Genomic DNA, 23,045 nt, shown 5'->3' on the forward strand with positions numbered 1-23,045 from the left:
CTAAATCACATTCACTTCTGCTTCTATATGAATGCCGAATTTTTCAAAAACCGTTTTTTGAACTTCTTTTGAAACGGCTAAAATTTCCTGTCCGGTTGCATTTCCGTAGTTTACCAAAACCAGAGCCTGATTTTTGTGAACTCCGGCATCGCCAAAACGTTTTCCTTTAAAACCAGCCTGCTCAATTAGCCAGCCTGCAGGGACTTTTACTTCAGTTTCAGAAACTTCGTAATATTTCATTTCAGGAAACTTCTGGTGAATTTTTTCGAAATCAGATTTCAGTAAAATCGGATTTTTAAAGAAGCTTCCGCTGTTTCCTAATTCTTTAGGGTCCGGAAGTTTACTTTGTCTGATCGCGATTACAGCATTACTCACATCTTTTAGGGTTGGAGTAATTACATTATTTTTTGCCAGTTCAGCTGTAATATCTCCGTAAGAAGTGTTAATTTTATGATTGCGTTTAGTCAGTTTATAAATTACCGAGGTTATAATATATTGGTCTTTAACCTCATTTTTAAAGATGCTTTCGCGGTAACCAAAATTACAGTCGGTATTTAAAAATGTTTTTATTTCCTGAGTTTCGATATTTATCGCATCACAAGAAACAAAAGTGTCTTTAATTTCAGTTCCGTATGCTCCAATATTCTGAACCGGAGTGGTTCCTACATTTCCGGGAATCAGGGACATGTTTTCTAAACCGCCAAAATTGTTTTCGATTGTCCAAAGAACAAAATCATGCCAGGTTTCGCCAGCCTGACTTTCTACCCATACAAAATCATCGTCTTCTTTGATGATTTTTTTGCCTTTTAAATCAATATGAATGACCAAAGCGTCGATGTCTTTTGTTAAAAGCATATTGCTGCCTCCGCCTAAAATAAATTTTTTCTCGTTTTTGTTTGCTGTCAGGATGGTTTTTAATTCTTCAACTGAATGAACAGCAACAAATTGTTTTGCTTTGGCTTCGATGCCAAAAGTATTATAGTTTTTTAAAGAAAAATTGGATTGGATTTCCATAAATAAAAGGCTTTTTTGAGTTCCGAAACTTCGGAAAAATTCTGAGTTCAAAAGTAACGATTATAATTTATTTGAATAGATTTTCTGTAAAAAGACTTTTGGCGAAATTTTACTTTATAGCTTCAATAAATTGTTGCATTTCTTTCATTGTTCCAATCGTAATTCTGGTCCATTTTCCGTTTTCCTCATAAATTTTCGTTCCCATTATATTGTGATCTTCCAATTGTTTAAAGAAATCTTTTTTATAGTTCTCCAGAGAAAAATAAATGAAGTTGGAATAAGAAGGAATGCAGGTCAGGTTTAGTTTTGTAAGTTGTTCAATCGTGTATTTTTTTGCTTCTTCATTTAAAGTAGATACTTGCTGAATAAATTTCTGATCATTTAAGGAAGCAATCGCTGCAGCTGTTGATACTGCGCTTACAGATAAATTAGGAGATGATTTTAAAGTACTGAGCTCGTCAATTGTTGATGAAGCAGCAACCGCATAACCCATACGTGCGCCGGCTAAACCATACATTTTTGAAAAAGTTTTAGTGATAATTAGATTTTTATTTTCAATGACGAGATTGCTTAGTGATTGTTCTTTTGTAAAATCAATGTAAGCTTCGTCAATAAAAACAAGTGCTTTTTTGGAGGCTTCTTTTATAAAAGAAACTAATTTTTCTCTTTCACAGATGGTTCCGGTGGGATTGTTTGGATTGCAGATGTAGATCATTTTAGTCTCAGAATCAATTGCGGCCAACATAGCGGTTAAATCATGTTTTTTATCCTTAGTGAGAGGAACTGTGATTTTTTTTAAGCCCAGTTTTTCAGAGGGAAACGTCCAGTAATTATAGGTAGTTTCGGCAAGTATAAAATTACCTTTTTTTAATGCAGTGTATTGAAGTACCAAGTCTAAAATTTCAGTTGAACCGGCTCCTAATAAAATATTATTATCTGATACATTATTCTTTTGGGCGATAAGAGAGATTAATTCTGATGAAAGATTCCAACCATATCGGTTGCTGGTGCTTATGCTTTTTTCCATTGCAATGCGTGCTAATGGAGAAGGCCCATACGGGTTTTCATTCGACCGTAATAGAATAGGAGATTTGTCTAAAACCGAAAATATTTCCTTTTCAGATGGCGGATTTGCAAATGTTTCCCATTGACAAAAGCCTAATCCTACTGCGCCTAAACTTACTTGTTTGAGCCAACTTCTTCTGTTATTCATATTTCTTTCAGATTAAATTAAATAATTCCGTGAAATGATATGTCGTTGAAGTTGAAGAAAAGTTACGATATGGTTTTTTGTAGAGTGATAAAAATGCTTTTATTCTATATGATGACCTGCTTCAATAAAGAAATGTTTTAATAAATCGTAAGTGACAAAATCGCCATTTATCTGATTGAACATTCTGGTTTCCATGTGTTGACAGCTAAGGCAAATATTTAGGGTTTCTAAAATCTCGCCATTTTTGTTATAAAAAACTAATGCATCCCGATATATGGGAGCGCACATCCAATCTGGGATATTTTGGATTTTGGTTTTCAAGATGTTTTGCAAATCAATTCCTTGCTGATCTGTAGATTTGAAAGTGTTTGTTTTTTTGGCTGAAGGGTGAAATTCTCCTTTTTCATTGCGTATATATTGTGTATAACCTACAAGGTTTTCCAGTTCAATAAATCGTATTTCCTGAAGATCACTCAGGTCATTTTTTCGAAATTTTCTTTGTTTCAATTGCTCATATTCGCGTTTATTTGATGAATTATTTTCTTCATATTGTTCTCCGCGCTGTAATGAATAAGTTTCAACATAATCAAAAGAGAGTTCAGAAATAAAATCTATTGAAGATTTATACACATATTGAGACATGGTTGTGTTTTTTAATTCGAATCCAGCAATTCATGATACTTATCCGCAATAATTTTCATGTTGATGTTGTAGTTTGCATTTTCTTCTACAAATTTTTGATTTTGAAGAATGGCCTGATTACGGGATTCTGGATTTTCAAAAGACCAGATCAATTCTTTAGCAAGCATCTCGATATTATCAATTTTGATCAATTGTCCGTTTTCACGATGTTTAATCCAGCTTTGATTTCCCGGAATATCTGAAACTATAGGATAACAATTGCATGCCATCGCCTCAAATAAAGAAGCCGAAACACCTTCGGTAATAGGCATGCTGATATAAATATTCGATTGTTGTAATAATTTTGGAAGTGCAGTATTTGGAATTCTGCCTGTAAAAACTACTTTATTTTCGATTTGTAATGTTGTGGCTAAATCTTTTAAAAATTGCAATCGGGTTCCGTCGCCAACAATAGTTAAAGAAAAATCAATTCCTTTTTGATGTAAAATAGCAAAAGCTTTTAAGATCGAGTCGTGGCGATATTCGGGTTGTAAAGAACGTGTTACAATGGCTTCGATTTTGTTGGAGTTATTGATCGAAGGTGAAAAAACAGACAAATCAATTCCTTTAGGAATTACCAGAACTTTATTCATATCAACGCCAATTGCTTTCATCGAAATGGTCATAACCGGACCCCAGGCATGAATTAAATCGGCTTTTTTGAAAGCGTGTTTCTGGATTATTTTCTTAAAAGGCAATAATAGAGAACCTTCCGGCCATAAATCAGTTCGGCCTTGTTGTGCAATGGCAACAGGATGCAATCCTGAAATCGCCGCAAGAAATCCATAACTGGTCGTTCTTTCGGCAATGATCATATCGGGTTTTTGTTGTTTGATTGTTTTTCGAATCGAAACAGGAGAAAATACATATTCTAAAATACGTTTGAATCTGTTAAGTTTAGAATTGTTTGGTGTTTGAAGTTCCCAGGTGCAAATTTCAAAATCGCCAAATTCTTTCAAACCATTCATCCAGGTTATGGCGTCAGCGCGATAAGATTCTCCAAGAAAAAGTATTTTTCTTTTCATTATTATTTTTTTTTGCCCCGAATTCACGAATTTTTATCGTTTAGCTTTGACAAAGTTTTGAACTTTGTCAAAGCTTTTGAATTGAGTAATTCGTGGCCAACTTTTTTTAAAATTCTTCTTCTGTTTCTAAAGCGCGATTAATGAATTCGTTTAATGGTTTTAAGGCGATAAGTTTTTGGCTCATTTTAGTAACAAAATCTTTTTGATTGACTTCGGCAATGTCATATTTTTGAGTTGCCGTAAAGCTTTTTAATTTTAAAAACTCAATGGCAGGATGCTCTTTTTCGTAGCCTCTAGGCGGGTTTTTAAGCGAATTGTTTTCGTTTACATCTAAACTTCCAAATTCTTTTTTAAAGTTTTTATCTGCTAAAATCGCTTCTAAGTCATCATAGAAAAAAGCAATTTCTTTGCGTACTTTTTTTAAATCATCTGCTTCAGGCGAATAAAATCCTCCCGCAATAAAACTGGCACCTTTTTCTATATGTACATAATATCCGGCACGGTTTAAACCTTTTGTTCCGCCCGAAAGCCAAATGCCAAGATGCGCTTTATAAGGAGATTTGTCTTTAGAGAACCGAATGTCACGATTAATCCTGAAGGTGCAATTTTTAACCTCCAATAATTCTAATGACGCATCAAGCGGTTTCATTACATCCAGAAAATCACTTACCAACTGGTGATAATCTTTCTTGAAAATCTCATATCGTTTTTTATTGTCCTGAAACCAGTCTCTGTTGTTGTTCTTTTTTAAATCGTCTAAAAATTGCAATGATTCTTTCGTTAGCATATTCTTTTATTTTATTGCAGTTGTTTTTTTAAATCTGTTTCACTGATGAAACCTGTAGTTTGCCATTTGATGGTTTTGTTCTCGTATATCATAATAGCTGGAAGCTCATTGATTTTCATTTGTGTTGCCAAAGTTTTGTTTTTGTCAACATCAATGCGAACAATTACGACTTTATCAGCCATTTCTTTTTGCATTTTTAAAATGAAAGGTTCCATTTGTTTACATGGACCACACCATTCTGCATAAAAATCAACCAAAACCTTTTTGTCTGTATTTAATAAGGCGTTGAAATCATTTGTAGTCATTCCAACTTGGGCTGTAGTCGGTTTTCCAAATCCTTCTTCATTCCAGTTCAGGAATCCGCCTTCGAGTTCATAAACAGTAGTAAAGCCTAATTCGGTTAGTTTATTCGCCGCTTTTTTGCTTCTTCCACCACTTAGACAATAAACAAAAACAGGTTTAGATTTGTTGAATGATGTTGCTTTTTCTGCAAAATCATCACTGTTCCAGTTTATATTTTTAGCATTGTCGATATGTTCAGTTTCAAACTCTTCCGGAGTTCGAACATCTAAAATTTGTGGATTTGGTGTTGTTTTGATTTTTTCTGCAAATTCTTTTGGAGGAATAGATTCAAAAGAACCGGATTTTTTATCGTTACAGGAAATTAGTACAACGGAAACTATTAGGAATAAAATTTTAGAAAACTTCATAAGACTGAATTTTAAAATATAGAATTGCTAAAGTAATGATTTTTCAATTTTTGAGTTCATAATAGAAAGTGAAAAAAACTAGTTAGCCACGAATTGCACGAATTAGCACGGATTTTTATTTAGTACGCACATTTTTGTCATTCTGAGGAACGAGAAATATCCGTAAGCAGCTCGACAAAGATAATTAGTGAAATTCGTGGCAAAAAAATTACCCTAAATTAAACATCTTATAAGTCTGATGCGTCGATTTTACAATTGCTTCTGTTCGTTCCGGGTGTGTATCTGAAATAAAAAGCTGCCCAAAAGTTTCGCTGTTTACCATTTCGACAATTTTAGCTACACGGCTTTCGTCCAGTTTGTCAAAAATGTCATCAAAAAGCAATAAGGGTTTTACACCGCTTTGTTTTTTTAAAAACTCGAACTGAGCCAGTTTCAAAGCAATCAAAAATGATTTCTGCTGTCCTTGCGATCCGAATTTCTTTATGGGATGCGAATCAATTTCAAAAGATAAGTCGTCTTTATGGATGCCAACACTGGTGTATTGCAGCGCACGGTCTTTATTGATGTTTTCCTGCAAAAGTGTCAATAAATCTTTTTCGAACAAATGACTTTCGTAAACCAATTGTACCGTTTCTTCAGATCCGGTTATCGTTTGGTGATGTACATTAAATATAGGTATAAATTGTTTCAGGAAATCTTTTCGTTTTTCAAAAATCGATTGTCCAAAACTATTTAACTGTTCATTATATATAGATAAGGTGTCGTTATCAAAAGTATGGTTTAATGCAAAATACTTCAGTAAAGCATTTCGCTGTACAATTACTTTTTGATACTGAATAAGCTGATGTAAATAAGTCGAATCTAACTGCGAAATCACACTGTCCATAAACTTACGGCGTGTTTCGCTTCCTTCTACAATTAAATCACGATCAGCAGGTGAAATGATGACTAACGGAATAAAACCAATATGATCTGAGAATTTATCATAAGCTTTACCGTTTCGTTTCAGGATCTTTTTTTGACCTTTTTTTAAACTGCAGACAATTTGTTCCGTCCGGTCGTTTTTTTCTAACTCGGCATCAATCACAAAAAACTCTTCCCCATGTTTGATGTTTTGTACCGCCAAAGGATTAAAGTAGCTTTTTCCGTAGGCCAAATGATAAATTGCATCAAGTACATTGGTTTTACCAATTCCGTTTTTACCCACAAAACAATTGATCTTGTGGTCAAAATCAAAACTGATTTCGGAGAAATTTTTATAATTGAATAAAGAAATTTTGTTTAAATACATTTTTCGGAAACTCTAATGGTAAAATCTGATCATTTCAATTAGACTTTTAGTAAGCAAGTAAGCTGGTTTTGCGACAGATGAAAAGAATTAAAAAAAGATTTTTTCCTGCTGTTTGTAAAATTTGCTTCAATTTACTGCTAAAATGCTGGTTTTAGCTTAAGAAAGTTTGATTTGAAAGTATCAAAAATTTGAGGGTGCAAATTATCGAAAATTATCGATATATTAGGCTTTTGGGGTGTTTCAAGATGAATTATTTTAGGACTGAGGCGAAAGGAGTTACCGTTATTGAAAATATTTTTTTTAAAATAGTGATAAAATTGATTTTTTTTACCTCAGTTTCAATAAAAATTTTATTTTTGCCGTTCACTAAATTAATTTTAAATGGCTACTTACAATAAAAGAGGATATAAAGCACCAAAAGAAAAAGAAGTTAAAGAAGTAAATGAAGAACAACAGGTAATTATTGATGAAAAAGACAGCACAACAGCTGGTGTTTTTTCTAAATTAGATGAAACTGCTTCAAGAACTGAGGATTGGGTTGCTAAAAATCAAAAAATCATTATTGGTTTAGTAGCTGGTATTGCAGTTGCTACTATTGGATATTTGGGTTACCAAAAATTTATCGAAGCTCCTAAACAGGACGAAGCTGCAAGCGAAATGTTTGTTGCTCAGCAAAACTTTGAAAAAGCGACAAATGGTGTAGCAAGTGATTCATTGTACAAATTAGCGTTGAATGGTTCTGAAGGTAAATTTGGGTTCATTAAAATTGCTGAAGAGTATTCTGGAACTGATGCAGGAAAATTGGCAAACTATTATGCTGGTATTGCTTCTTTGAATATTGGAAAATATGATGATGCAATTAAGTATCTTGGTAACTTTAAATCAAAAGAAGCTATTGTAAATGCTTTGGCAATTGGTGCAATTGGAGACGCTTATTCTCAAAAGAACCAACAAAAAGAAGCTTTAGATTATTACGTAAAAGCTGCTGAATCTAATAAAAACGATTTTACAACACCTCGTTTCTTATTAAAAGCAGGTAAAACAGCTTTGGCTTTAGGTCAAAAAGAAGATGCTCTAAAGTATTTAACAGACATTAAAGACAACTACGATGCAACTCCAGAGGCTGCTGCTGTTGATGTATTGATAGGATTAGCACAATAATATTATTGAAGAGTTCAGATTTTAGATTTTAGATTCGTATTTTAGCAATCTGAAATTATTCTAAAATCTTAAATAGTACAGATGGCTACCGAAAATAAAAATTTATCAGAATACGATAAAAACACGATCCCAAATGCGAAAGACTTTCGATTTGGGATTGTTGTTTCTGAGTGGAATGAAACTATAACTGAGGGACTTTACAATGGAGCTTTTGATGCTTTGGTTGATTGTGATGTTCCGGCTCAGCAAATTATCCGTTGGAATGTTCCGGGGAGTTTTGAGTTGATTTATGGTGCAAAAAAAATGCTGCAAACACAAAACGTAGATGCAGTGATCGTAATTGGTTGTGTAATTCAGGGAGAAACCAAACATTTTGATTTTGTGTGCGAAGGTGTTACACAAGGAATCAAAGATTTGAATGTTCAGACTGATGTTCCGGTTATTTTTTGTGTTTTAACAGATAATAACATGCAACAGTCTATCGACAGAAGTGGAGGAGTTCATGGAAACAAAGGAACTGAAGCAGCAATTGCAGCAATAAAAATGGCGTATATTCGTCAGCAGGCTTCAATATCACATCCGTTTAATCAGCCTTTATTGTCTTCAGGAGCAATCCAAATTGAAGAAACTCCAATTACAATAGAAAAAGAATAAAAACACATTTGTTTTAAAAATGCTAAAACCTATACTGTGTAATAATGGTATAGGTTTTTTGTTTTTTTTATGATACCACTTATTCTAAAAGCCAAGAGAAATTTATTAAATTTGTGCTTCTTGGTTTGAAAACTTTAAACCTTAACCTTTAAATTATTTTTTCTTAATGTCCAGTATTATTCAATTACTTCCTGATCATGTTGCTAACCAGATTGCTGCCGGAGAGGTGGTTCAAAGACCTGCTTCAGTTGTAAAAGAACTGCTGGAGAATGCTGTTGATGCTAAGGCAACTGACATTAAGCTAATTATTAAAGATGCCGGAAAATCATTGGTTCAGGTGATTGATAATGGTGTAGGGATGACGGTGACTGATGCACGTTTGTGTTTTGAACGTCATGCTACTTCAAAAATACGTCTTGCCGAAGATTTGTTTTCATTGAGTACAAAAGGATTTCGTGGTGAAGCACTGGCTTCTATTGCGGCAATTGCACATATGGAAATGAAAACCAAGCAGGATCAGGAAGAGCTTGGAACTCACATCGTCATTGAAGGCAGTAAATTTGTATCGCAGGAAGCGGCAGTTTTACCAAAAGGAACTTCGTTCGCAGTTAAGAACTTGTTTTTTAATATTCCGGCGCGTCGAAACTTCTTAAAATCAGATACAGTTGAGTTTCGTCATGTGATGGATGAGTTTCAGCGTGTAGCTTTGGCGCATCCTAATATTCATTTTACTTTTTATCATAACGGAAGTGAATTGTACAATTTGCCTGCTGCCGGATATCGTCAGCGTGTTGTGGGGATTTTTTCCGGTAAAACCAATGAAAAACTAGTTCCGGTTAATGAAGATACTGAGATTATAAATGTACAGGGATTTGTTTGTAAGCCTGAGTTTGCGAAAAAAAGCAGGGGAGAACAGTTCTTTTTTGTAAACGATCGTTTTATTAAAAGCGGTTATTTGCATCATGCTGTAATGGCGGCTTATGACGGACTTTTGAAAGACGGTTCGCAGCCAAGTTACTTTTTGTATTTGCAAGTTCCGCCCAATACTATAGATATTAATATCCATCCCACAAAAACAGAAATTAAATTTGATGATGAACAAGCATTGTATGCTATTTTAAGAGCATCGATCAAACATAGTTTAGGGCAATTTAATGTGTCGCCGGTTCTTGATTTTGATCGGGATGCTAATTTAGATACACCATATCATTATAAAGATTTGGAAGCAGAAACGCCAACAATACAGGTTGATGGGACTTTTAATCCGTTTACAGATGATAAAACCAATCAGCATTATTCTAAAACAAGTTCAGGATACAAATCGGGATCAGGTTCAGCTTTTAGTTCTGGTTCAGGATCTGGTTCAGGTTCAGGGTCGTCGTATTCAGGATATAATAAAAGAGTAGAGCCTACTGCAACCTGGGAAAGTTTATATGTAGGTTTAGAAACGGATACGATTGAGAGTTCGCCTTTTACATTCGAAAATGAAGAAGTAACTTCGTCTTTGTTTAATGATAATGAAATCGAGCAGGCAAGTCAGGGAACGTATCAGATTCATAAAAAATACATTGTTTCGCCTATAAAATCAGGAATGGTAATTGTTGATCAGCAAAGAGCACATCAACGTATTTTGTATGAGCAGTTTTTGCTGAATATGACGGTAAATCAGGCTTCAAGCCAGCAATTGTTATTCCCTTTAAATTTGTTTTATTCTTCTGGAGAAATGCAGTTAATTGAGGAATTAAAACCGTCTTTAGAAACAACAGGTTTTGTTTTTGAAGATGCTCAGACAGATCACATTGTGATTTCCGGAATTCCGGTAAATATTACAGAAAGTGAAGTCTCTCTTGTTATTGAACAATTACTGAGCGATTTGCAGGACGGAATTCCGGCAAGCAGCTACAGTCAAAATGATACAATTGCCAAATCAATGGCTAAAAGTTTAGCGGTTAAAACGGGATCTTATTTAACCGAAAAAGAGCAGGATAACATCGTAAATGGTTTGTTTGCTTGTAAAGATCCTAATATTTCACCTTTTCAAAAACCTACTTTCATCACCATGCGTGTTGAAGATATAGATAAAAAGTTTGCCTTATGATGAAAATAACTCCTGTTGTAAAACAATTACTGATAATCAACATTATTTTTTTTATTGGTGCTCAGTTAGTGCCGGTTTCTTACGAATATCTTGCTTTGTTCTTTCCGGAAAATCCTGGTTTCAAAGTTTGGCAGCCCATCACGCATATGTTCATGCATGGCGGAGTAGCTCATATTGCATTTAATATGTTTGCTTTGTATTCTTTTGGTTCAACTCTGGAGCATTTTTGGGGCGGAAAGAAATTCTTGTTTTTTTATATTTCCTGTGGATTAGGAGCTGCATTAGTGAATTTTGCAGTGAATTATTATTTCTATCAGGACGCATTAAATACTTTGATAGCCAACGGATTTAATAAAGTGCAGATTTTGCAATTGTTAGACGAAGGAAAAATAGATACAAGATGGCAGCAAATCTTGTCGGTTTCAGATTTTAAACATTTTACCGAGGCTTATATGGGAACTGTTGTGGGAGCTTCAGGAGCGATCTATGGTTTGCTGGTAGCTTTTACTTTTATGTTTCCTAATGCTGAATTGGCTCTTATGTTTATTCCAATTCCAATCAAAGCAAAATATTTTGTTCCGGTTTATATGCTTTTATATGATGGTTTTTTCGGAATCTTAGGAAATTCATTCATGGGTATAGGAGACGGAGTGGCGCATTATGCGCATATTGGAGGGGCACTTTTTGGATTTTTAATCATGTGGTACTGGAAAAAGAATCAATTTAATAAGAATCGTTGGAATTAATTTTTAATTTTAATATCGAAAATAAAAACCAAAAGAAACTTTATGAATATTCTGGACGATTTAAAACTACAATATAGGTTAGGAGGTATTGCAATGCGGGTAATTTACTGGAACATTGCCTGTTTCCTGATTTCTTTAGTGTTCTTTTATAATTTTAGTAATGCCCAGTTTGTTTTTCCAAATTGGATTGCGTTGTCGTCAGATCCTGAAGTGTTTATGTTTAAGCCGTGGACATTTTTAACCTATGCATTTTTTCATTATGGATTTTTGCATTTGTTGTTCAATATGATGGTTTTAAATTTTGCCAGTAATTTGTTTTTAACCTTTTTTACTCAAAAACAATATCTTGGATTGTACATTTTAGGTGCTATTTTCTCGGGCGTTGTTTTTGCATTGAGTTTTTATTTTTTAAATATATCGGCGCCAATTGTTGGAGCTTCGGCTGCAATTATGGCAATATTGGTTGGTGTTACTACATATCAGCCCTTAATGAATGTGCGTTTGCTGCTTATTGGAAATGTAAAACTCTGGCATATTACAGCTGTTATTCTGGTTTTAGATTTAATGCAGTTTCGCTTAGATAATACCGGAGGGCATATTTCGCATCTGGCCGGAGCTTTATTTGGGTTTGTTTTTATCAAATTGCTTCAAAATGGTACTGACCTGAGTAAAATTGTTTCCCGAACATTAGACTTTTTTGCTAACCTATTTAGAAAATCCCCATCGACCCCTTTCACAAAAGTTCATAAGAATTACAAAAAACCTACAGAAAAAGTTACATCAAGAATTGTTACGAAAGACAAAACGCAACAACAAATAGATGAGATCTTAGATAAAATTAGCCAGTCTGGTTATGATTGTCTGACAAAAGAAGAAAAAGAGTTTTTATTTAGAGCTGGAAAATAATCCTTTTAGCCATATAATATGAAAAACCTTTCGTGGTTTAATAAGATAATGTTCTTTTTGAATATAGTACTGACTGTAGTAACTTTTAGTATTTATATTTTACCTTTTCTGGCACCAAAGAGTTTTCCGCTTTTGTCGGTATTAACGCTCTTTATGCCGGCTTTTTTTGTTATGAATGGTCTGTTCTTCGTTTATTGGGCAATTCAGTTTAAAAAGCGCCTTATTTTGTCTGGTTTGGTATTGCTGATGGGAATTACGTTTATCAGTAAGTTTTATAAGTTCTCTGCAAAAGAATATGTTCCTGATGAAAAAGACTTTTCTGTAATGAGTTACAATGTTCGTCTTTTTAATGTCTTTAAGTGGCTGGATCGTGATGATATTCCGTCAAATATTAAAGCTTTTATCGATGAAAAAGATCCGGATATTTTATGTATTCAGGAATATTCCAATTCAGCACATCTTGATTTAAAAGTGTATCCGTATCGTTACATATTTATTGATGGAAAAAAGATAAAAACCGGACAGGCTATATTTTCCAAGTTTCCTATTTTGTATGAAGGAAATATCATTTTTCCAAACTCTGATAACAATGTTATTTATGCTGATATTAAACGCGGAAAAGACATTATCAGGGTGTATAACATGCATTTACAATCTATTAAAATATCACCTGATGTAAGTGATATTTCAGATAATATTGATCATGTAAATCAGGAAAAGTCGCAGCTAATTTATACCCGAATAAGTAAAGGATTCAGGCAGCAGCAGGAACAGGCTGAAATTTTCAAAGAAAATATAAAACAATGTAAAAATCCAATTATTATTTGTGGAGACATGAATAATAGTCCTTTTTCATATGTTTACCGAAACATAAAAGGAAAACTGAAAGATGCTTTTGAAGAAGCAGGAGAAGGTTTTGGGGCAACTTACAAGTTCCGTTATTATCCTGCCCGAATTGATTATATTTTTACTGACAGCAAAATGAAGGTAAAACAATTTGAAAGCTTCCCTGATTTCGAAAACTCAGATCACTATCCTATTATGACAAGACTTTCGCTGGAATAGTCCTAAATAAGTTTCTGTGTCTTTAAGTAATCCATTGCAAATTTGCCTTCGTTAAAAAGTAAATCCAAAACGCTGAGATTGTTTATAAAACCGTGTTTGTCATCAAAAACCTGGGTGTATTTTTCAAAAGAATTTAAGTCTTTTTTTCCATTTGCCAACATTCTGAAATCAGAGATGTTTTCTACTTCATGAAAATATTCTGTTGTTTTACTGAACTCTAATTTCATTCGTAAACACTTTGTTACGATGTCTAAAACTTCAAAATTTAAATCGATAAGGAATTTGTGCTGTTTTTCGAAAACAGGTCGGATATCATCTTCAAAAAACTCAAAAAAAGGCGAGCTTCTGTAGCCGGCTTCCAATGATTTAAAATGTTGTTTCTGCCAGTCAAATTCATTTTCGATTAAAACATCTTTTGTTTTTTGATGTGCAGATTTGGAATGTTTTACCGGGATATTTAATAATTGAATTCCGTTTGGACTATAGATATAGGTACGGTTTCTGTTAGTCTGTTTCTGGAAATTATCTTCCATTTCAAAAGTAATATTTTCAGATTGAGCCATAACTGCAAAGTGGCTAATTGACGGAAAATAGGTAGGAAGTAACAGGGAATTCATGATTATATGGTTTTGTGTTAAACGTTTCAGGTTTCATGTTTCAGGTTCTTTACGAATCTGAAACATGAAACCTGAAACAAAAATAACTTTTTTTTTATTATGCTTTCTTTTCTTTTCTTTTTCTCCAGAAATATTCACCAACAAAATAAGCGGCAAGAACAAATAAGAAATATTTAAAGTAAGATTGTGGTTGTCCTTCTCCGTCAACAGTCGTGAAAACTCTGTCCCAACGTACTTTATTGATTCCTTTTCCGTTTGTGTCCCAGCTCATCCAGATAAAAACTGGTTTTCCTACAATGTGGTTTTCCGGTACATAACCCCAATAACGGCTATCTTCTGAGTTGTGACGATTGTCTCCCATCATCCAGTAGTAGTTTTGTTTAAAGGTGTATGTATTGGCTTCTTTACCGTTTATGATAAATTTAGAGCCTTTTAGTTCTAAAGTGTTTCCTTCGTAATTGGTAATGATTTCCTTGTAAAATGGTAAAGATTCATTGTTTAATGCCACTGTCTTTCCGGCTTCAGGAATGTAAATCGGACCAAAATTGTCCTGATTCCATTTGTTGATGTGAGGAAAAATTGCATTATCGTTTCCTTTATCAATCTCTCTTTTTACAGCCGTAATCCCCGGAGTGTTTTTCAGACGTTCTGCGCTGGCTTCTGTTAAAGCTCTAAAGTATATAGTATCTCTTCTGTCCGGATTTTTAAGATAAGCACCATCCGTAATATCTAATTCTCTCATTAAAGATTCGATATCTAAAGGGGTTTTTCCATCTAAGGCTACTGAATAAGAATATTGAGGTTTTGCTCTTTCCGGCAGAACTAATTTCTTTCCGTTAATAAAAACAAATCCGTCTCTAATTGATAAACTGTCACCAGGGATACCAACACATCTTTTTACATAATTCGACTTTTTGTCGATAGGTTTTATTACTCCCGGTCTTCCTTTTGGTTCGTAGAAATAATGTACAGTGTCGACAGGCCAGTTGAAAACAACAATATCAGTTCTTTTTATTTTTTCTAAAGCAGGCAGTCTGAAATAAGGTAATTGTGGCCAGCTTAAGTATGATTTTCTTTTTAAAAACGGAATTGTATCATGTACCATTGGTAATGCTACGGTTGTCATAGGGACTCTAGGGCCGTAATTTACTTTACTTACAAATAAAAAGTCACCAATTAATAATGATTTTTCTAAAGATGAAGTAGGGATGGTGTATGGTTGTACGATATACGTGTGTACTAATGTCGCAACGATAATAGCAAAAAGTAAGGAGCTAATAGTATCACCGGTTTTATTTTGTGGCGTTAAACTTCTGTTGGCATTGTACTCTAATTTTTGAGTATAGTTAACATAGTAAATGTAAAATCCAAAGGTAAAAATTCCTAATAATGTGTCCAAGGTTGACTTTTTGCCAAATGTTCTTAAGGTTTCTACCCAAATAACCGGAAACATAATCAGGTTAATAATCGGAATGAAAAGTAATAAAGTCCACCAGGTTGGACGATTGATTATTTTCATTAAAATGATAGAATTATAAACCGGAATTGCAGCTTCCCAGGGTTTTCTTCCGGCTGCCTGATATAATTTCCAGGTTCCAAGAAAATGAATAACTTGTACTGCTAAGAAAAATACGAACCAAAGATATAGTGTCATAGATATTGTATTTAAAGTTTCATACTTAAGGTTTTAGCCTTAAAATTTCAATCTGTTTATTTTAGGTTTAAAACATCTTTCATACTGTAAATTCCCGTTTTTCCGGCAAGCCATTCAGCAGCAATTACAGCTCCAAGTGCAAAACCTTCACGGTTGTGTGCAGTGTGTTTTAATTCGATACTATCAACAACTGAGTCATAAGTTACGGTGTGAGTTCCCGGAACATCTCCAATTCTTTTTGCTTCAATATGAATTTCGTTGTTTTTAGCCTGATCCAGAGTCCAATTGATATAATTACTGTTTTCAATAACACCTTTTGCCAAAGAAATTGCTGTTCCGCTTGGAGCATCTAATTTTTGAGTATGATGTATTTCTTCCATTGTCACTTTGTATGAGTCCAGTTGTGACATGATTTTGGCTAAATATTCATTTAGTTCAAAGAAGATATTAACTCCTAAACTAAAATTTGAACTTGATATAAAAGCACCTTGCTTTTCGTTGCAAAGCGCAACCATTTCATCAAAATGTTCTAACCATCCTGTTGTTCCTGAAACTACCGGGATGTTGTTGTTAAAACAACTTGAAATGTTACTTACTGCTGCGGTTGGAACGCTAAAGTCGATTGCAACATCAGCTGTTGAAAGCCCGTCATACGTATTGAATTCGTCTTTCTTTAAAACAATTTCATGACCTCTTTCTAAAGCAATTCGTTCAATTACTTTACCCATTTTTCCGTATCCTAAAAGCGCAATTTTCATTATGATATGTATTTGTGAATTTTAAATAGCAATAACTATTTAAAAACGATAATTAAAGGTTAGTCCAACGTTTGGTTTAAATGTTACATCAGCAGGATAAATTTCCGGACGCATTGATAATCTTTCATTTACGTTGAATTGAAGCAAAGCAGCATCAACATTGGCGTCGATAATGTTTAGAACATAAAAACCGACTACAAATAAGGCTGATAAATCTCTGTTTCGCTGATAGAATTTCTGACCTGCAATAAGTCTGCTTTCATCTAAAAACTTGTAGTTATCATCGTTATAGCCTTCAAGTCTGCGTTTGTAGGCATCACGATAATCGTGGTATTTTTTATTGTTATCGATGTAAAAGTATAAACTTGTACCGATAGCTCCGTAAACTAACGGAATTTTCCAGTATTTTTTGTTGTATGCCTGACCTAAACCGGGTAGAATTGCCGAGTAAAAGGCGGCTTTTGCTGGTGTAAGCGGGTCTATTTCTTCTAGTTTGCCCATGTCTTTAACAACCAAAACCGTGTCTTTTTTTGCCTGAGCAAAAAGAGAAACGGTTCCTATGAGAAAGAACAATAAACTTATGGGGACAATTTTATTCACTATCCGTTTATTAATTTTATAATTCTGTTAAAGTCAGCTTCAGAACTAAACGGAATTGTAATTTTTCCTTTTCCGTTTCCAGCGACTTTTATGTCAACTTTTGAACCAAAATAGTCATTGAAAGTATTTTTTTGAGTTTCTCTGACTACAAATGAAGATTCTGGTTTAGGTTTTCCTTCTGCCTTTGGCTGAAGACCTTCGTGATAATTTTTTACCAAAGCTTCTGTTTCACGAACAGAAAGATTCTGACTTACAATTTTTTGATAGATATCAGTCTGGACATCTAAATCTTCGATATTGATAATTGCACGACCATGTCCCATACTAATAAAACCATCGCGAATACCGGTTTGAATGATTGGATCCAGTTTTAAAAGACGTAAATAATTGGCAATTGTAGAACGTTTTTTTCCAACGCGCTCGCTCATTTGTTCTTGTGTTAATTGAATTTCATCAATTAAACGCTGATACGAAAGTGCAATCTCGATTGGATCTAAGTCATGACGCTGGATATTTTCAACCAATGCCATTACCAATGATTCGTTATCATTAGCAATACGAATGTAAGCAGGAACATGAGTTAAACCAACTAAAGTCGAAGCACGCAAACGACGCTCTCCGGAAATTAACTGGTATTTATTAAAATCTAATTTTCGAACAGTAATAGGTTGAATTACACCAAGTTCTTTAATAGAAGTGGCTAATTCGCGTAACGATTCTTCATTAAAATTGCTTCTAGGCTGAAACGGATTTATTTCGATAGCACTTATTTCAAGCTCAATGATGTTTCCAACAACTTTGTCAGCGTTTTTGTCTTCTACTGATGTAATGTCGTTTTCCGGATCTTTTAATAATGCTGATAATCCTCTTCCTAAGGCTTGTTTTTTAATTGCTTTTGTCATAAAACTATTTGCTGTTTTTCTTTATAATTTCCTGAGCTAAATGAATGTAATTAACTGCTCCTTTGCTTGTTGCGTCATAATTAATGATGCTTTCACCAAAACTAGGTGCTTCGCTTAATTTTACATTTCGCTGAATAACAGTGTCAAAAACCATATCGTTAAAGTGTTTTTGAACCTCTTCTACAACCTGATTTGATAAACGTAATCTGGAATCGTACATCGTAAGTAACAATCCTTCGATATCAAGATCCGGGTTGTGAATTTTTTGAATACTTTTTATGGTGTTCAATAGTTTTCCTAATCCTTCAAGTGCAAAATATTCGCACTGAATAGGAATTACTACTGAGTCAGCCGCTGTTAAAGCATTCAGGGTTAACAAGCCCAGAGATGGTGCGCAGTCGATAATGATGAAATCATATTCTTCTTTTGCCTGTTCTAATGCTTTTTTAAGCATGTACTCACGGTTTTCTTTGTCAACCAATTCAATTTCGATGGCAACAAGGTCAATGTGAGCAGGGATCACGTCAACGTTTGGAGCTGTACATTTTAAAATGGCTTCTTTTGGCGTTACAGTATGCTCAAGAATTTGATAAGTTCCAACTTCTACAGATTCTACGTCAATTCCAAGGCCAGATGTAGCATTGGCTTGAGGATCAGCGTCGATCAATAATACTTTTTTTTCTAAAACACCTAATGAGGCCGCAAGATTTACTGATGTAGTAGTCTTTCCAACGCCTCCTTTTTGATTAGCAATAGCAATGATTTTGCCCATTTATTTTCTGAATTTTGAACCGTAAAAATACAATTATTTATGGTTTCTGAAAATCTATTTTGTTAACATTTAAGAAACTTCGGTTAATCGTTGTATGGTGCGTGTTTTTCCGAATTTAATTTACGTTATCGTAAGAAATAGTAACGAAATATTGAGCTGTTTTATTTTTAATGGTACTGAAAAAAGAGCCAAATTGTCTTTTAGAGAGTAAAAAACAATTAATTGTTTAAAAGGTTTTTTATTTTTATTCTTTCTTTTTTAAGTCTTTTACTAAACTCGTTGTAAAAAATAAAATTGTGGCGCCTCCTAACAAAATGCAAAACCACATAAACCAGGATTGTTCCCAGAATTCTTTATGCTCTATTAGATCTTTTACTGTTGCTTTTTGATGAATAGCATAAACTGATGTCTGCGGTAAATTAGAAGCAATATTATTTTTAAAACTTGAAAGATCGTATTCAGGTGCATTCGCAGATTTATTGCCCGTTTTGATACTATAGTTTTCGCCCGCGTTCAAATCGGCAATAATTGAAATCGGGTTTTGGCTGTATTTTATGTTTGAAATAGTTAACGGCTGATTGTCCTGATTTTCAATTTTGATGAAAAATTCTTTTTCGAATATTTCAGGAATAGTAAAGTTGTTTTGGGTATTTGAGTTTAGTTCAAACGAGACAATTTCTTCATCCAATAATTGTGATTTTCTTTTAGTGATTCGTTTTACTTGTTTGAATACTATTGTTTTACGATTGTAATAAGTAGGTTTCGAAATCTCAAACGAAATCTGATTGATGACTTGTGGTGTATCAAAAAGAATATGAATCTGGGTTTCTTTTTCTGAAGGGATTTCTGTTGTCGTTGTTCTTTTTGGAACAATTTCCTGTAGCTTGTTTTTTTGAAATTTAGTATTGAAATTTCCTGCTTTTAGTACATTGACAGGAAGTGTTTTTTGATCGTCAAAATCAATTTTTAAATAATGATACGTATTGAGAGGAAATGAAATTGTTTTTACAACACTTGTTTCTGATGAACTGCTTAGGTCATATAATATTTGGGCATTAGAAATTCCAAACCATTCTTTTTGATCATTGCTTCCGGAAACTGAATATTTTTTTTCTGCATCAGAATTTGCAATAAACAGCGAAAGTTGTTTGCTGCTTTCGTTTAACGGAACAGCAATAATAATCGAAGTACTCTTTTTGGGAGAAACTGTTTTAGAAACGATTTCGTATTCTTCAAAAGTATTTGAAGAGACATTTTTATTGCTTTGAATAAAATACGGAATCTCATTTCCTTTAGAATCAAATATTCTAATATCGCTTAAATCCTGTTTCGAATAAGAGCGTATAGAAGGAGATAATACAATTTCGTGTAAGCCATTTTGTGATACTTCTTTTATTTTTCCGGTAGTTTGATATTGGCCAAACGAAAGGTTTATAAAAAAGAGTAATGCGATAAATTTATTTAGTTTCATTGGTTTCCTGAGGCTTGTTTTCGTCAATTACTAAGACTTTGATTTTTTGATATACAAAAGAAATAACCAAAATTAAGATTCCTAAAAGAATAAACGAAATGATTTTTCCGGTTTCAGAAATATTGCTGATGTCGTACAGAAATAACTTTAAAATAGTTAATCCCAGTAGAGACAAGGCTATGATTCTTAAAGACTTTTGTTGTTTTTTGATTCCGATGATTAGAAACACAAAAGCAAGTATTCCCCAAAGAACCGGTAAACCCGTTTTGATGATTTTGATTCTTGCCAGTTCAATAAAATCATCTGCTATAAATTGACGTAAGTAAGGCAAGTCGTTTTTGTAATTCGCATACATCGCGCTGGTTTGTATGTCATGAGGCGTGACTGTTGAATTCATTAAAACAAGACCGTGCAGCATAACTTCTGAGCTGGCAATGTATATAATAAAAAATGCAGCAATCCACATAAAGTAATGACTTTTGAAAAAAGAGAAATTAACTTTTTTATAGATATGGAACATTTGATAGCCGAGATAAATTGTAATCAGCAATGAAATATAATGAAAGTAAAAAGCAATTGATTTTCCGTTTCCGGTTGCGATAATGTCTTTGTGTTCTAAAAATTGATAGTTTGAGAACCAGAATGCAAACAAAACAATATTGCAAATAGCTATTAATAATGCACCCTGATATCCTGTTGCTGTTTTTTGTTTTATTAAGAAAGAAGAAAGTATGGCAGTAAACAGTAAATGATATACAATTGGCAGTGCAATTGAGCTGTAGAGATTTTCGATATAATGATTCGATTGATAAATGACTTCGAATAAACCGGTAAAATAAGCAATAATAATTCCTACTGTTGAAATGATTGTTTTGTAGGTTTCAGGATTAAAACTGATGTCGAAAATAGTTGAATTTTCGGTTTCATTTTTAAGCAAATAGAAAATTGCAAATAAAGAGGCTATGGCAAAAACACCTGTTATAAATATTGGATTTATAACAATATGTAAAGGAATGTCGCCATCATAATACTTTTTCCAGTCCATAATAAGACTAAAAATCATTAAAATATGAACAATTACAGCCCCAAATCGATAACTTGTTATTTTTGATTTTTGAGAAAGCCATAACAGTAAAACGGCTTCTGCTGCCCAAAACAATGTAATATAGTTTCCTTCAAACTGAATTGGAATTGCCAATGTTATAAAGGTTAGTGTAAGACCAATAAGTAAATAAGCGGCTTTTTCATCAAGCTCGAATTTCTTGTAAAGAAACCAGGCATAAATTAAATTTAAGAAGGCAAGGGCCGTTGTAAACAAACCTTTTAATTCAGGATGATAATTTGATAAAATTGTCATTCCGGCAGCATAGAATAAAAAGGTATTACTCGCAAGAATGGTAAGCTGGGTTTTTGAAAATTCTCCTTTTGATCTGATATTGTGAATGATGTTCATTAGTATAAAGATAAAGTAGAAAATAAAACCAAAAATAAAGGCTCCGGAATAGTGCGGTTTGTCTGAACTTAAATCTCTGGACAGCCATGCAGCATATAAAAGTACTGTGAAAGCATAAGCAAGAATGTTAACCAGGTTCCATTTTTTATAATAGGCTATAGCTAAAATTCCAATGTTTAAAATAATAATATAAGTAAAGAGTACAATATAATTTCCTTCGCCGGTACTTACCATAAACGGAACGGCAAAACCTCCAATTAAGGAGAGAACAGCTAATTCGATTCGATTATAGGATAAAGATATTAAAGCACTAAAAACCGTTATGACGACCATTATGCTAAAAGCAACTGTTTGGTTGAACAAATGGTAATCATGAAAAGCGATTCCAATCGTGAAATAAAAAATAGCAATGGCTCCTGCTACAATAACCGAGCTAAAGGCGGCATAGTTTTTACGCAGTTTATGAGCGACTCCCATTACTAATGCTCCGCATAAAATGCCAATACCAACACGTGCAGGTTCGTTGATCCAGTCTTTGTCGATGGCATATTTTACAAAATAGCTTATTCCTAAAACCAGAATCAAAACTCCAATTTTGTTGATTAAGTTTTCTCCAATGAATTTTTCTAAATCCGGATTTTTCTCTTTGAAGTTTTCCCAGAATGTTTTTTGTGGTTCAGCAGGAACGACAGGCCTTGGAGTTGGTTTTGGCTCTGCAGGTCCGGATTCGACAGGTTTAGGTGAATTGTCAATATTAGCAGACAATGCAATTTTCTCCAGCTGGGCATCTGAAATCTTTTCTTCGATAATTTCAGGTTTAACCGGTTCAGGAGTGTTTTCAGTGGATTGTTCCGGAGTTATCCTGAATTCTTCTTTTTTAACAACAGGAATAGGTGCAACCGGAATAGTTTCAGCAGGTTTTTCTGTTGTTTTTAGGAGATCTAGTTTCTTACTCAGCTTCTGAATGTCGTTTTCAAGATGGTCAAAACGGCCTTTTATGGTGTTCAGTATGTAAATTAAGAAACAAAATAACGCAACTAAAAGAAAGCTTTCCATGATAGAAATAAGTATAATGTTAAGATTGGTAAATATAATAACATTTTAATACGGTAAGTTTTTTTTGCATAAAAAGTAATAAAGAACCATGAAAAAAAAGTCTTTATATATTCAGAAAAAAACTTCTAGTGGAAGATATTAAAAACAGTATTAAAAATTATGATATTGCGAATTATCAGTTGATGCTATGCAGGTGTTAAATGACTTGTGATAATTCAGTTTAAAGAAGAAGACTTTTTTAATAGCCTGTTCTTAATATGAAGCATAAATTAGTAAATATTAGTTTTTGAAACAAAGATGTGCTTCCAAATTGATAATGTTAGGATTACATAATGAGAGTTGGTGTACAGATACTTATTAAATTTTGGAACATCTTATAAAACAAAGGAGTTATTGACTTCTTTGAAAGTT

At 33.5% G+C, this 23,045-nt stretch carries 21 protein-coding genes; 6 read left to right on the forward strand and 15 right to left on the reverse strand.

Going from position 1 to position 23,045, the window contains the following annotated elements; all coding sequences use genetic code 11:
- From murB to recF, 7 genes are all read right to left on the reverse strand, one after another.
- Entirely contained in the window at nucleotides 1-1,014 is a 1,014-nt protein-coding gene (gene murB, locus A4F88_RS17545) for a UDP-N-acetylmuramate dehydrogenase (protein WP_068844060.1), read from the reverse strand.
- Between the two features lie 109 nt (nucleotides 1,015-1,123).
- Nucleotides 1,124-2,227, reverse strand: a complete 1,104-nt coding sequence (gene hisC, locus A4F88_RS17550; protein ID WP_068843944.1) for a histidinol-phosphate transaminase — start codon at nucleotides 2,225-2,227, stop codon at nucleotides 1,124-1,126.
- A gap of 99 nt (nucleotides 2,228-2,326) precedes the next feature.
- A complete protein-coding gene (locus A4F88_RS17555; protein WP_068843947.1) occupies nucleotides 2,327-2,869 on the reverse strand; it encodes a hypothetical protein in 543 nt (180 codons plus the stop codon).
- Nucleotides 2,870-2,880: 11 nt separating this feature from the next.
- Entirely contained in the window at nucleotides 2,881-3,933 is a 1,053-nt protein-coding gene (locus A4F88_RS17560; protein WP_082815797.1) for a glycosyltransferase, read from the reverse strand.
- 106 nt (nucleotides 3,934-4,039) lie between these two features.
- A complete protein-coding gene (locus A4F88_RS17565; protein ID WP_068843949.1) occupies nucleotides 4,040-4,720 on the reverse strand; it encodes a DUF2461 domain-containing protein in 681 nt (226 codons plus the stop codon).
- Between the two features lie 11 nt (nucleotides 4,721-4,731).
- Nucleotides 4,732-5,430 carry a thioredoxin domain-containing protein gene (locus tag A4F88_RS17570; RefSeq protein ID WP_068843951.1) on the reverse strand — a complete coding sequence of 233 codons (699 nt, stop codon included), beginning with the start codon at nucleotides 5,428-5,430 and terminating at the stop codon, nucleotides 4,732-4,734.
- A 208-nt stretch (nucleotides 5,431-5,638) separates the two neighbouring features.
- Nucleotides 5,639-6,721, reverse strand: a complete 1,083-nt coding sequence (gene recF / locus A4F88_RS17575) for a DNA replication/repair protein RecF (protein ID WP_068843953.1) — start codon at nucleotides 6,719-6,721, stop codon at nucleotides 5,639-5,641.
- A gap of 381 nt (nucleotides 6,722-7,102) precedes the next feature.
- On the opposite strand from recF, the gene A4F88_RS17580 reads away from it, so the two are divergent.
- The 6 genes from A4F88_RS17580 to A4F88_RS17605 all read left to right on the forward strand — a co-directional run bounded on the left by A4F88_RS17580 (nucleotide 7,103) and on the right by A4F88_RS17605 (nucleotide 13,351).
- Nucleotides 7,103-7,882 carry a tetratricopeptide repeat protein gene (locus A4F88_RS17580; RefSeq protein ID WP_068843955.1) on the forward strand — a complete coding sequence of 260 codons (780 nt, stop codon included), beginning with the start codon at nucleotides 7,103-7,105 and terminating at the stop codon, nucleotides 7,880-7,882.
- A gap of 81 nt (nucleotides 7,883-7,963) precedes the next feature.
- Complete coding sequence (ribH, locus tag A4F88_RS17585; protein WP_068843956.1) at nucleotides 7,964-8,536, forward strand: 6,7-dimethyl-8-ribityllumazine synthase; 573 nt, start codon at nucleotides 7,964-7,966, stop codon at nucleotides 8,534-8,536.
- Nucleotides 8,537-8,702: 166 nt separating this feature from the next.
- Nucleotides 8,703-10,634 (forward strand): DNA mismatch repair endonuclease MutL, encoded by a 1,932-nt coding sequence (mutL, locus tag A4F88_RS17590; protein WP_068843957.1) that lies wholly within the window; start codon nucleotides 8,703-8,705, stop codon nucleotides 10,632-10,634.
- The gene (locus A4F88_RS17595) at nucleotides 10,631-11,380 is read left to right on the forward strand and encodes a rhomboid family intramembrane serine protease (protein WP_068843958.1); all 750 of its coding nucleotides are present in this window, start codon (nucleotides 10,631-10,633) and stop codon (nucleotides 11,378-11,380) included. Before mutL ends, A4F88_RS17595 begins: the two co-directional genes overlap by 4 nt.
- A gap of 42 nt (nucleotides 11,381-11,422) precedes the next feature.
- Nucleotides 11,423-12,286, forward strand: coding sequence for a rhomboid family intramembrane serine protease (locus A4F88_RS17600; RefSeq protein WP_068843960.1), 864 nt, complete (start codon nucleotides 11,423-11,425; stop codon nucleotides 12,284-12,286).
- Nucleotides 12,287-12,304: 18 nt separating this feature from the next.
- Entirely contained in the window at nucleotides 12,305-13,351 is a 1,047-nt protein-coding gene (locus A4F88_RS17605) for an endonuclease/exonuclease/phosphatase family protein (protein ID WP_068843962.1), read from the forward strand.
- Nucleotides 13,352-13,353: 2 nt separating this feature from the next.
- Here A4F88_RS17605 and A4F88_RS17610 read toward each other — a convergent pair whose 3' ends face one another.
- The 8 genes from A4F88_RS17610 to A4F88_RS17645 form a co-directional block, all read right to left on the reverse strand.
- Nucleotides 13,354-13,968 carry a WbqC family protein gene (locus A4F88_RS17610; RefSeq protein WP_068843964.1) on the reverse strand — a complete coding sequence of 205 codons (615 nt, stop codon included), beginning with the start codon at nucleotides 13,966-13,968 and terminating at the stop codon, nucleotides 13,354-13,356.
- 97 nt (nucleotides 13,969-14,065) lie between these two features.
- Complete coding sequence (gene lepB / locus A4F88_RS17615) at nucleotides 14,066-15,622, reverse strand: signal peptidase I (RefSeq protein ID WP_068843966.1); 1,557 nt, start codon at nucleotides 15,620-15,622, stop codon at nucleotides 14,066-14,068.
- 56 nt (nucleotides 15,623-15,678) lie between these two features.
- A complete protein-coding gene (dapB, locus tag A4F88_RS17620; RefSeq protein WP_068843968.1) occupies nucleotides 15,679-16,380 on the reverse strand; it encodes a 4-hydroxy-tetrahydrodipicolinate reductase in 702 nt (233 codons plus the stop codon).
- A 39-nt stretch (nucleotides 16,381-16,419) separates the two neighbouring features.
- Nucleotides 16,420-16,980, reverse strand: a complete 561-nt coding sequence (locus A4F88_RS17625; RefSeq protein ID WP_068843970.1) for a DUF5683 domain-containing protein — start codon at nucleotides 16,978-16,980, stop codon at nucleotides 16,420-16,422.
- A complete protein-coding gene (locus tag A4F88_RS17630; RefSeq protein ID WP_068843972.1) occupies nucleotides 16,980-17,882 on the reverse strand; it encodes a ParB/RepB/Spo0J family partition protein in 903 nt (300 codons plus the stop codon). The genes A4F88_RS17625 and A4F88_RS17630 overlap by 1 nt, the downstream gene beginning before the upstream one ends.
- A gap of 4 nt (nucleotides 17,883-17,886) precedes the next feature.
- The gene (locus A4F88_RS17635) at nucleotides 17,887-18,654 is read right to left on the reverse strand and encodes a ParA family protein (protein ID WP_068843974.1); all 768 of its coding nucleotides are present in this window, start codon (nucleotides 18,652-18,654) and stop codon (nucleotides 17,887-17,889) included.
- 244 nt (nucleotides 18,655-18,898) lie between these two features.
- A complete protein-coding gene (locus tag A4F88_RS17640) occupies nucleotides 18,899-20,125 on the reverse strand; it encodes a DUF3999 family protein (protein WP_068843976.1) in 1,227 nt (408 codons plus the stop codon).
- Nucleotides 20,112-22,634 (reverse strand): DUF2339 domain-containing protein, encoded by a 2,523-nt coding sequence (locus A4F88_RS17645; protein WP_068843977.1) that lies wholly within the window; start codon nucleotides 22,632-22,634, stop codon nucleotides 20,112-20,114. Before A4F88_RS17645 ends, A4F88_RS17640 begins: the two co-directional genes overlap by 14 nt.
- Nucleotides 22,635-23,045 lie beyond the last annotated feature (411 nt).

Origin of the sequence: Flavobacterium chilense, from assembly GCF_001602525.1 — a bacterium.
Lineage (GTDB): Bacteria > Bacteroidota > Bacteroidia > Flavobacteriales > Flavobacteriaceae > Flavobacterium > Flavobacterium chilense.

Coding starts and splice junctions, on each gene's coding strand:
- A4F88_RS17555 (WP_068843947.1), bottom strand. CDS start 2,869: ATGTCTCAATATGTGTATAAATCTTCAATAGATTTTATTTCTGAACTC.
- A4F88_RS17645 (WP_068843977.1), bottom strand. CDS start 22,634: ATGGAAAGCTTTCTTTTAGTTGCGTTATTTTGTTTCTTAATTTACATA.
- A4F88_RS17570 (WP_068843951.1), bottom strand. CDS start 5,430: ATGAAGTTTTCTAAAATTTTATTCCTAATAGTTTCCGTTGTACTAATT.
- A4F88_RS17605 (WP_068843962.1), top strand. CDS start 12,305: ATGAAAAACCTTTCGTGGTTTAATAAGATAATGTTCTTTTTGAATATA.
- A4F88_RS17600 (WP_068843960.1), top strand. CDS start 11,423: ATGAATATTCTGGACGATTTAAAACTACAATATAGGTTAGGAGGTATT.
- A4F88_RS17565 (WP_068843949.1), bottom strand. CDS start 4,720: ATGCTAACGAAAGAATCATTGCAATTTTTAGACGATTTAAAAAAGAAC.
- A4F88_RS17610 (WP_068843964.1), bottom strand. CDS start 13,968: ATGAATTCCCTGTTACTTCCTACCTATTTTCCGTCAATTAGCCACTTT.
- hisC (WP_068843944.1), bottom strand. CDS start 2,227: ATGAATAACAGAAGAAGTTGGCTCAAACAAGTAAGTTTAGGCGCAGTA.
- A4F88_RS17630 (WP_068843972.1), bottom strand. CDS start 17,882: ATGACAAAAGCAATTAAAAAACAAGCCTTAGGAAGAGGATTATCAGCA.
- A4F88_RS17580 (WP_068843955.1), top strand. CDS start 7,103: ATGGCTACTTACAATAAAAGAGGATATAAAGCACCAAAAGAAAAAGAA.
- lepB (WP_068843966.1), bottom strand. CDS start 15,622: ATGACACTATATCTTTGGTTCGTATTTTTCTTAGCAGTACAAGTTATT.
- mutL (WP_068843957.1), top strand. CDS start 8,703: ATGTCCAGTATTATTCAATTACTTCCTGATCATGTTGCTAACCAGATT.
- A4F88_RS17595 (WP_068843958.1), top strand. CDS start 10,631: ATGATGAAAATAACTCCTGTTGTAAAACAATTACTGATAATCAACATT.
- A4F88_RS17560 (WP_082815797.1), bottom strand. CDS start 3,933: ATGAAAAGAAAAATACTTTTTCTTGGAGAATCTTATCGCGCTGACGCC.
- recF (WP_068843953.1), bottom strand. CDS start 6,721: ATGTATTTAAACAAAATTTCTTTATTCAATTATAAAAATTTCTCCGAA.
- A4F88_RS17635 (WP_068843974.1), bottom strand. CDS start 18,654: ATGGGCAAAATCATTGCTATTGCTAATCAAAAAGGAGGCGTTGGAAAG.
- A4F88_RS17640 (WP_068843976.1), bottom strand. CDS start 20,125: ATGAAACTAAATAAATTTATCGCATTACTCTTTTTTATAAACCTTTCG.
- murB (WP_068844060.1), bottom strand. CDS start 1,014: ATGGAAATCCAATCCAATTTTTCTTTAAAAAACTATAATACTTTTGGC.
- ribH (WP_068843956.1), top strand. CDS start 7,964: ATGGCTACCGAAAATAAAAATTTATCAGAATACGATAAAAACACGATC.
- dapB (WP_068843968.1), bottom strand. CDS start 16,380: ATGAAAATTGCGCTTTTAGGATACGGAAAAATGGGTAAAGTAATTGAA.